Annotated in this window: 8 protein-coding genes, 1 tRNA gene and 1 pseudogene; 6 read left to right on the top strand and 4 right to left on the bottom strand. The window is 67.2% G+C overall.

Annotation, left to right across the window (positions count from 1 at the left end):
- From CB0205_RS16280 to recA, 4 genes and pseudogenes are all read left to right on the top strand, one after another.
- Nucleotides 1-725: pseudogene (locus CB0205_RS16280) on the top strand (AAA family ATPase); the annotation flags it as partial.
- 109 nt (nucleotides 726-834) lie between these two features.
- A tRNA-Gln gene (locus CB0205_RS0104725) sits at nucleotides 835-906 on the top strand.
- Between the two features lie 40 nt (nucleotides 907-946).
- Entirely contained in the window at nucleotides 947-1,696 is a 750-nt protein-coding gene (locus CB0205_RS0104720; RefSeq protein WP_010314914.1) for an HAD family hydrolase, read from the top strand.
- A gap of 151 nt (nucleotides 1,697-1,847) precedes the next feature.
- Entirely contained in the window at nucleotides 1,848-2,960 is a 1,113-nt protein-coding gene (recA, locus tag CB0205_RS0104715) for a recombinase RecA (protein WP_010314912.1), read from the top strand.
- Nucleotides 2,961-3,025: 65 nt separating this feature from the next.
- Here the strand turns inward: recA and CB0205_RS0104710 are convergent, their stop codons facing one another.
- From CB0205_RS0104710 to CB0205_RS0104700, 3 genes are all read right to left on the bottom strand, one after another.
- On the bottom strand, nucleotides 3,026-3,367 hold the full coding sequence (locus CB0205_RS0104710; RefSeq protein ID WP_010314909.1) for a DUF1815 family protein: 342 nt from the start codon (nucleotides 3,365-3,367) through the stop codon (nucleotides 3,026-3,028).
- A 79-nt stretch (nucleotides 3,368-3,446) separates the two neighbouring features.
- Complete coding sequence (locus CB0205_RS0104705; RefSeq protein WP_010314904.1) at nucleotides 3,447-3,689, bottom strand: DUF2839 domain-containing protein; 243 nt, start codon at nucleotides 3,687-3,689, stop codon at nucleotides 3,447-3,449.
- Nucleotides 3,690-3,735: 46 nt separating this feature from the next.
- Nucleotides 3,736-5,172 carry a helicase gene (locus tag CB0205_RS0104700; RefSeq protein WP_010314899.1) on the bottom strand — a complete coding sequence of 479 codons (1,437 nt, stop codon included), beginning with the start codon at nucleotides 5,170-5,172 and terminating at the stop codon, nucleotides 3,736-3,738.
- A gap of 41 nt (nucleotides 5,173-5,213) precedes the next feature.
- On the opposite strand from CB0205_RS0104700, the gene CB0205_RS0104695 reads away from it, so the two are divergent.
- Nucleotides 5,214-6,068, top strand: coding sequence for a prephenate/arogenate dehydrogenase (locus tag CB0205_RS0104695; protein ID WP_010314896.1), 855 nt, complete (start codon nucleotides 5,214-5,216; stop codon nucleotides 6,066-6,068).
- Here the strand turns inward: CB0205_RS0104695 and crtD are convergent.
- The gene (gene crtD / locus CB0205_RS0104690; RefSeq protein WP_043705465.1) at nucleotides 6,065-7,567 is read right to left on the bottom strand and encodes a C-3',4' desaturase CrtD; all 1,503 of its coding nucleotides are present in this window, start codon (nucleotides 7,565-7,567) and stop codon (nucleotides 6,065-6,067) included. The two genes, CB0205_RS0104695 and crtD, sit on opposite strands and share 4 nt — an antisense overlap.
- Between crtD and CB0205_RS14260 the strand changes: the two genes are divergently transcribed.
- The coding region (locus CB0205_RS14260; protein WP_232197243.1) for a fructosamine kinase family protein at nucleotides 7,560-8,308 on the top strand (749 nt) is incomplete at its 3' end. The genes crtD and CB0205_RS14260 overlap by 8 nt on opposite strands.

The raw sequence follows: 8,308 nt of genomic DNA, 5'->3' as shown, positions 1-8,308 counted from the left end.
TGCGCGGTCAACTGCCGCGGCCCCAGGTCCGGCAGCTCGATGACCAGGGGCGCTTGCAGCTGAGTGAGCCGCTGGCGCCCAAAGCCAGCCCCCGGCCGTCCCCCGCCGCCGCCCCGGTTCGCCGCATCCAGGAACCAGCTGGAGTCTCTACGCAGCCCAACCTCGCCCTGCGTCCCCTCCCGGATCCGGAAGCGAGCCCGCCAACCGAGACGCCAAGCGCACCCCTGCATCTGTTCAATGCAGGACTGAGCGAACCCCTGATTGACCAGGCCATCCGCAGCCGGCGTCTCCCCGTGCAATTGGTCGAAGCTGTGGAGGAGGCCGACGTCGTTCTGGCGGCGCGACAACAACTGGGCCAGCGCCCTGAGCTGCGCCGGCGAGCCCAGGATGCAGGCCTGCCGATCCTTGTGATCAAGGCCGACACCCTGCCCCAGATTCAACGGGGCCTGGAGAGGCTGCTGCAGCGCCGAGAGGATCGCCCAGAGGCCACCAATGCCGCGGCACGCCCCGCAGGCGCCAGCTCCAGAGACGATGCACTCGAAGCCCTCGAGGAATGCCGCCTGGCCGTCGAGCAGGTCGTCCTGCCCCAGGGGCAGCCGGTGGAGTTACTGCCCCGCACCGAGGCCATCCGGCGGATGCAAGCGGAACTGGCGGCCCGCTACCAACTGACTTCCGCCGAGTTCGGCAGTGGCAGCCAGCTGCGCCTAAGGCTCTTCCCCCGCTGAGCCACTCGGCCGAGATGGCCCAGTGAGATTGACGAAGGTCGACCCGTTGTGGGTAACTATCTGAGTGCTGATGACACCACCAGTTCCTGGGGGTTCGCAAGCAGCGCGTTGGGCCGTCGCCAAGTGGTAAGGCAGCGGGTTTTGGTCCCGCCATTCCTAGGTTCGAATCCTAGCGGCCCAGTTTCACAAGATCCAAGCCACCGCAAGGGCTTTGGAGCGTTATGAGCCTCCAACCACTGCTGGTCTTTGACTTTGATGGCGTCCTGGTCGACGGGATGCGCGAGTACTGGTGGAGCGCCCGCAGGGCCGCCCAATTCCTGTCGCCCGAGTGCCACCTGCCGGAAGGGGCTCCGGAGTCCTTCAGTTCCCTCAGACCACTGATCCACAAGGGCTGGGAGATGGTCCTCGTGGCCCTGGAGCTCTCCCGCAGCGATCTCGACGTCGGCCACTACGTCAGCGCCTACGAGGAGCACACGCAAACGGCTCTGGCGCACTGGGGCTTTTCAGCGGAGCAGCTCCAAAGCGCCCTGGAGGACCTCCGCAGCGAAGCGATCCAACAGGACCCCAGCGGCTGGAGGGCCTTGCATAGCCCCTATCCAGGCATCCCCGAGCGACTGCGGGCCCTGGAGAGCGAAAGCAGCCCCTGGCTGGTGCTGACCACCAAGGGTGGGAACTTTGCTCGGGAGCTGCTCACGGGCTACGGCCTGCATCCCCAGGCGGTCTACGGCCACGAACAAGGGAGCAAGCCAGAGGTTCTGCTGCGACTCAGGGAGCAGGGACGCCCCCTCTGGTTTATCGAGGACCGGCGGGTCACCCTGGAAACCGTGCGCCGCACACCGGGGCTGGAGGCGGTGCGCTGCTTTCTGGTCTCCTGGGGCTACCTGGGCCCCCACGACAGCGAACAACTGCCCGAGGGCATCCAACTGCTGGAGCCCCAGCGCTTTGCCGGGCCCTTGGCGAGCTGGCCCTGAGCCGCTAGGGTACGCCTGTACTACAAGTCAGGGTTCGCTCCGGTGAAACACCTGGCGCCTGGGGTGGCACTTCTTTCACAGAGGTCGCCCAGGATGGCTCCACCGAACTGGCCTACCCGCTGCGCGGCCGCTCCTTCAACCCTTTCGCGATATGCCTGCTGACGACAAGAGCACCAGCGCCAAAAGTCCTGAGCGGGACAAGGCCCTTGGCCTCGTTCTGAACCAAATCGAGCGCAACTTCGGCAAGGGCTCGATCATGCGGCTGGGGGATGCCTCCCGCATGCGGATCGAGACCACCCCCACCGGCGCCCTGACCCTCGACCTCGCCCTCGGCGGTGGCTACCCGAAGGGACGGGTTGTTGAGGTCTATGGCCCGGAGAGCTCGGGTAAGACGACCCTCACCCTGCACGCCATCGCTGAAGTGCAGCGCCGCGGAGGCGTAGCCGCCTTCGTCGACGCCGAGCACGCCCTGGACCCCGTCTATGCCGCGGCCCTGGGCGTCGACATCGAGAACCTGCTGGTCTCCCAGCCGGACACCGGCGAGATGGCCCTGGAGATCGTTGATCAACTGGTGCGCTCCGCAGCCGTCGACATCGTCGTGGTGGACTCAGTGGCAGCGCTGACGCCCCGCTCGGAAATCGAGGGCGAGATGGGGGACCTCGCCGTCGGCAGCCAGGCCCGCCTGATGAGCCAGGCGATGCGCAAAATCACCGGCAACATCGGCAAGTCCGGTTGCACCGTGATCTTCCTGAACCAGCTCCGCCAAAAGATTGGCGTGACCTACGGCAACCCTGAGACCACCACCGGCGGTAACGCCCTGAAGTTCTACGCCTCAGTCCGCCTCGACATCCGCCGCATCCAGACCCTCAAGCGGGGCACCGAAGAATTCGGGATCCGCGCCAAGGTGAAAGTGGCCAAAAACAAAGTGGCCCCGCCCTTCCGGATCGCGGAATTCGACATCCTCTTCGGCCGTGGAATCAGCACCGTGGGCTGCCTGCTCGATCTCGCCGAAGAGCACGGTGTCGTTGTTCGCAAAGGCGCTTGGTATAGCTACGAAGGCGACAACATCGGCCAAGGGCGCGATAACACCATCACCTGGCTCGAGCAGAACAGCACCGAGAAAGAGGCCATTGAAGTGAAGGTGCGTCAAAAACTCAGCGAAACCACCGACTCGCTGAAGCCCGTCGCCACCGCCGCCGCCAAGTTGGCCGCCGCTGGAAGCGCCAGCGGCGACAAGGACCAGGCCCTACCCGCCGCCAGCTAAGGCCTCCAGGCACAACAAAGCCCCCGGGTGAATCACCCGGGGGCTTTTTGCTGGTTGGCTCGGGCCTAAGAAACCGGCGCCGCGGCCACCGAAGGCTGAGCGAGGGCGCGGAGGTTGGCGCTCAGGCGCTCCAGCTCCTGAATGGCCTCAGCACCCTCGAGCTTCACCAGCTCATGGCCGTTGCGGGACTCCACCCAGCTGATGCCGAAATCCGAAACCAAAAAGCGCACCATGTGCTCATCGCCCAAGCTGGCGACGAAGGATGCGCCGTGGCCGTCCTGACCATCGCCGCAGACATAGCAAGTGGCGGCAATTCCCTGACGCTGCAGACCCTCAGCAAGAGCACGCAGGCTCATCACCAAGTCCTCAACAACGGAGCGGTACTGCTCAGCTAGGCGCGCGAACATGACCGCCGCAACTCAAGAATAAATCGATCCTAATCTTTTCTTCAGATTTGCGCGAGCAAGGATGTTCGCCCCCTGACGATTAACCGTCGGCCAGGGTCCACCAGCCCAAGGCGGGGCCGAGGAAGCGCACCGTCAGCCAGAAGAGCACCAGTGCACCAATGCCGATCCAGGCGCCACGGGTGGTGACGGAGACGAACTGCTCACCCTGGCGCTGGGTCAAGGGCAGCCAAGGAGCCAGACGCGGTGAGGTGTCCTTGGCCTTCTCGCTCTTCTTCTCGCGGGGGGGCAGACCCAGTTCCGAGCGACGCTTGGCCTCTCCCATTGCTGCTGTGCTGCGCGGCGCGGTCAGGCTACGGGGACTAGGCCACTTACGGGTTGGGGAGCAGTCGATGCAGGGCCACCCAGGGCTCCAGGGCCTCGAGCACCTGACGGCCCCAACCCCGGCGCCTCAAGCGGCCGTCAAGGACGGCCAGACGACCGCCGTTGCGCCGTAAACCAGCAATCGAGCGCTGCAGTCGGCCCAGGGCTTCAGGCAGCAGCAGCTCCCGGAACCAATCACGACCCTGCAGCCGCAGAGCCGCCACCCGAGCCGCCGTGAGCGGGTCCTCCAGGCTCGAGATGGGCAGGGTGGCCGCGATCAGCTGACAGGGCAACGGCAATCGCTGTTGATGCTCAAGCCACCAACTCCAGCTGCAGCAGAGGACGCCATTGGCCTCAGGGGCAGTGAGCTCATGGCCCACTCGACTGCCGAATTCCGCCGCCAAGGCACTGGTCAGTCCCAGCCTCAACCCCTCGTCATCAAGCACAACCACCGTCAGGCCGGCCTGCCCCAAGACCAAGCGGCGGCACTGATCCAGCAGATGGCTGGGGTAGTGGGGAGCATTCGGCAGGGCCTGCCCCTGGGGAGCAAACAGGGGCAAGGGATCCAGCAGGGGCGGATCCGCGAGGCTCACCTCCACCTGGGGCTCAATCCCGAGTCCTGAAGGGGCTGGTTGCGGCCAGGGGCCAACCACCACCAAGCCACGGCCGCTGAGGAGCCCGGGCATCACGGTGCAGGGATCCAGGGGCTGGCGATGCAGGGTCCACTGCAGCAGGGTTGGATTGACCGAGGCCCAACTGGTCCAGTCCTCGCCCGCGACGGAAAGCCACTGGGGCCAGGGCTCCGGCAGGGGAGACAGGACCCCCAGCAACTGCCGCAAGGGGGCCTCATCATCGGGAGTGATGGGAACCCGCTGATGGGGACCGCAGGGCCGGGCCAACAGCCGGCGACTCAAGCGTTCATGCAGCTGCAGCAGGCTGGGGGCAGCGGCGGGAAGGCTGCGGCGCAACTGCTCCCAGTGCTCCGTTTCAATCACCACCTCCAGGGCTTGGCGCAGCAGCGGCTGCAGCAGCTCCCCCTCCGGGACCACAAGCTGGCGGTCCGCCAGTTGACCGCTGCGCCAGGCCGCCACCAGGGCGTCGTGCTGCAGCAGCCAGAGCGGTGCCGACTCCGGTGCCGTCGTGCCCTCCCAGCAGGGCAGGTTCAAGCCAACGGCCTGGAGCCGGGGCAACTCCACCGTCAACAGACGCTGGCGCAGGGCCGGGCTGACCACCAACGCCACGGGGCTGTTGTTGAGAGCCAAGGGCACCAACAGGCCCAGCAGCCAGCTGGGATCACTGCCGGGGGCCAGACGCACCAAGGTCTGATCCGAGCGCCGCAGGCTGCGGGCCACCAACCGGCTCAAGGTGAGGTGATGGGGCCAGCGGGTTTCCCCCTCCAGGCGGAGGAGCGCCTTGAGCTGTTGGTGGGCCTTGGCTTCCAACATCGGGGAATCGTAGGAAGCTGGGACGAGACAACTGTTCAGCGATGACAACCCACTGGCGAGAGCGACCCATCGGGATCGTGGGCCTGGGGTTGATCGGCGGTTCCCTTGGCCTGGATCTGCAAGCCCAGGGACTCGAGGTCCGGGCCTTGGTCCATCGCCGCAGCACTGCAGAGCGGGCCCAGGAGCGGGGGCTGGCCCAGAGGATCGACACCGATCCGGCGGTGCTGCAGGACTGCGGTTTGGTGATCCTGGCCTTGCCCTTGGATCGCCTGCTGGAACCAGACCCCAGCCTGGTGGCGGCCCTGCCGGCCGACGCCGTGATCACGGATGTGGGATCGGTCAAGCAACCGATCCAGGAGCGCTGGGTATCGCTGCACCGGCGCTTCGTGCCGAGCCATCCGATGGCGGGGACGGCCCAAGCCGGGGTGGAAGCGGGCTTTGCCGGTCTCTTTCAAGGGCGTCCCTGGGTTGCCACCCCCACAGCCGAGACCGATCCAGAGGCGCTGACGGCGGTGCGCGGCCTGGCGGAGAGCATCGGCGCCCACTGGCTGGAGTGCCCCGCCGCGGCCCATGACCAGGCCGTAGCCCTGATCTCCCACATGCCGGTCCTCGTCAGTGCTGCACTGCTGCAGAGCGCCGATCAAGGCGGAACCGCGGCCCCAGCCCTCGTGCGGGCCCTGGCCTCCAGCGGCTTCGCCGACACCAGCCGCATCGGCGGCGGCAATCCCGAACTGGGCACCTTGATGGCGCGCACCAACCGCGCTGCCGTTCTGAGCGCCTTGGAGCAGTACCAACGGCAACTGCAACAGCTGCAGAGCTTGGTGGAGGGAGAGCACTGGGAGGCCCTGCAGCAGGAGCTGGTGCACTGCCAGGCCCTGCGACCTGAATTCCTCTAGCTGCTGAGCACCAGGGAGCGCCCCTTGCTCTGCAGTAACTGGCGGCAGGCCATCAAGGCCGAGAGGCTCACCCCAGCGGTGCCCTCACCGGGATAGATCGCGTCACCACAGAGCCAAAGCCCCGCCAGGGGAGTCCGGCTGGCCAAGCCAAAGGGACCAAAGCGGCTCGGGTGCTGGCCCAGGCCACCGACAAAGCCGAAGGGTCGGCCCGTCCAGCCCGCAAAGCCCCGCGGGGTGGCCAGCTCAGCATGGCGGTAGTCCTCCAGCCTCAGACCCAAGAAGGCCTCCAGCGCCGCCTGGATCCCCGCCATCGCCTGTTGTTTTTTGCGCTGGTACTCAGGCTCAGGCAGATCAAACCAAGGCTTGGCCGGGGTGAAGACACTCGCAATCAAGGTCGCCTGCCCCGCCGGGGCCCGTCCATCGCCCTCGGCGCTGAAGGAGAGAAAGACACTGCCGGGGTCCTGCCAATCCAGCTGGGCATGCAGCCCCAGTCCCTTGGGCAGGAGATCGCGATCCACCGCGGCATAGAGCACCGAGGCACCCGACGGATCCGGGAAGCCGGCGATGCGACGGCCATAGGCCGCTGGCAGGGAGGCTCCGAGCAGAGCCGGCAAAGTCTGAGGCGGCAGCGCACAGACCACATCGGCCGCCTCCAGCGCAAAGGACTTCTGGCCTGGCCCCTCACCGCTCAGCTGCCAACCACTGCCGCCAGGGCGCATCTGGCTCAGCCGATGGCGCAAGCGCAGGCTCCCCCCCCTGGCCTCCAGAACCTGCTCGAGGGCCTGGCAGAGCTGCTGCATCGAGCCGTGGAGGTGCCAAAGCCCGAGCGGCTCCTGGGCCATCGCCAACACCGTGGCCCCGTAGAGGGCCGCCGTCTGGTCGGCCGGCTCCTGGGAATAGAGGCGCAGCTGAAGATCCAAGAAGCGCCGCAGGCGCGCATCCCCCGCGCAGCCGCTGAGCACCAGCAAATCGGCAACCGTGGCGGTCGTGAACAGGCCACTGGCCAAGGTCCCGGCCCCCAGGGCCCCCAGCAGTTGGCGCAGATCCCAAAGCGTGCGCGGCGGAAGCACCGGATCACGGGCGGCGAAGGCCCAATTGCTGCTGTGCAACAGGGCACAGAGGGCCCAAAACCGTTCACTTCCTGGGAACTGGCGCTCGCGCTCCTGGCGCCAACGCTCGGGATCCCGCCAGAGGTGCACCGGTTCCTCAGCGGTGCTGAGCTGCACGCTGCAGCCGGGATTCAAGGGGGTGGCCTCGGGCAGAGGGACACCGAAATGGGCCATCAGCCGCTGATGGATCCCCCCCGGCTCAAACCCCGCCACCTGGGTCGCCCCCACATCAAAGACGTAGGGACCACGGCGAAAGGTTCCAGCGCAGCCACCGGTCTGGCTGTGGGCCTCCAGCAACTCCACCTGCAGGCCTTCTGCGGCCAGCAGTGCGGCTGCGGTCAGGCCGGCAATGCCCCCTCCAACGACTGCAACATCACAGGATTTGCCCATCGCGGCATGCTGGCAGCGCCCCTCCCTCCACCGCGTCGTGGCCATCCCGCAGGCGTTCTCAGACTGGATCGAGGCCACCAGCGGGGCCCGGCTGCTGAAGCGCTCACCGGTGGGTGGAGGCTGCATCCACAGCGCCTGGCGGCTGGCCCTGGCCGATGGGCAGGAGCTCTTCGCCAAAACCAACCGCGCCGAACTGCTGCCGGTGCTCGAGGCTGAAGCCCAGGGGCTGGAAGCCCTGGCCAGGGCCATCGAGCAGGGGCAATCGAGCCTGCGCGTTCCGCGACCCTGCGGCCTGGGCCTCGCCGGCGGCGAAGCCGTGTTGCTGCTGAACTGGCTGGAGCTCGGCACGCCAAGGGATCCAGCCCAAGCCTGGGAAGCCCTAGGGGTAGGACTGGCCCAGCTGCACCGGGGCAGCCTCATTGGCCATGACGGACGCTTCGGCTGGGAGCGCGACAACTTCATTGGCTCTGGCCCCCAAGCCAACCGCTGGGGAGAAACCTGGGGCGCGTTTTTTGCCGAGCAGCGCCTCAGGCCCCAGCTCAACTGGGCGGCCGACTCAGGACACGCGCTTCCTGGAGCCGAGGCCCTGCTCGAGCGGGTACCGCTCTGGCTCGCGGAGCACCCGGCCGAGCCCTCCCTCGTCCACGGCGACCTCTGGAGCGGGAACGCTGCACTGCTTCAGGGCGGCGGCGGCGCCATCTTTGATCCGGCCGTCTACCGCGGGGACCGGGAGGTAGATCT

This window comes from Synechococcus sp. CB0205 (assembly GCF_000179255.1).
Classification (GTDB): domain Bacteria; phylum Cyanobacteriota; class Cyanobacteriia; order PCC-6307; family Cyanobiaceae; genus Vulcanococcus.
This window is presented reverse-complemented; position numbering and strand designations above follow the sequence as displayed.

Bases quoted from the DNA above. Each gene is read 5' to 3' on its own strand.
- CB0205_RS0104720 (WP_010314914.1), top strand. From the start codon at position 947: ATGAGCCTCCAACCACTGCTGGTCTTTGACTTTGATGGCGTCCTGGTC.
- recA (WP_010314912.1), top strand. From the start codon at position 1,848: ATGCCTGCTGACGACAAGAGCACCAGCGCCAAAAGTCCTGAGCGGGAC.
- CB0205_RS0104710 (WP_010314909.1), bottom strand. From the start codon at position 3,367: ATGTTCGCGCGCCTAGCTGAGCAGTACCGCTCCGTTGTTGAGGACTTG.
- CB0205_RS0104705 (WP_010314904.1), bottom strand. From the start codon at position 3,689: ATGGGAGAGGCCAAGCGTCGCTCGGAACTGGGTCTGCCCCCCCGCGAG.
- CB0205_RS0104700 (WP_010314899.1), bottom strand. From the start codon at position 5,172: ATGTTGGAAGCCAAGGCCCACCAACAGCTCAAGGCGCTCCTCCGCCTG.
- CB0205_RS0104695 (WP_010314896.1), top strand. From the start codon at position 5,214: ATGACAACCCACTGGCGAGAGCGACCCATCGGGATCGTGGGCCTGGGG.
- crtD (WP_043705465.1), bottom strand. From the start codon at position 7,567: ATGGGCAAATCCTGTGATGTTGCAGTCGTTGGAGGGGGCATTGCCGGC.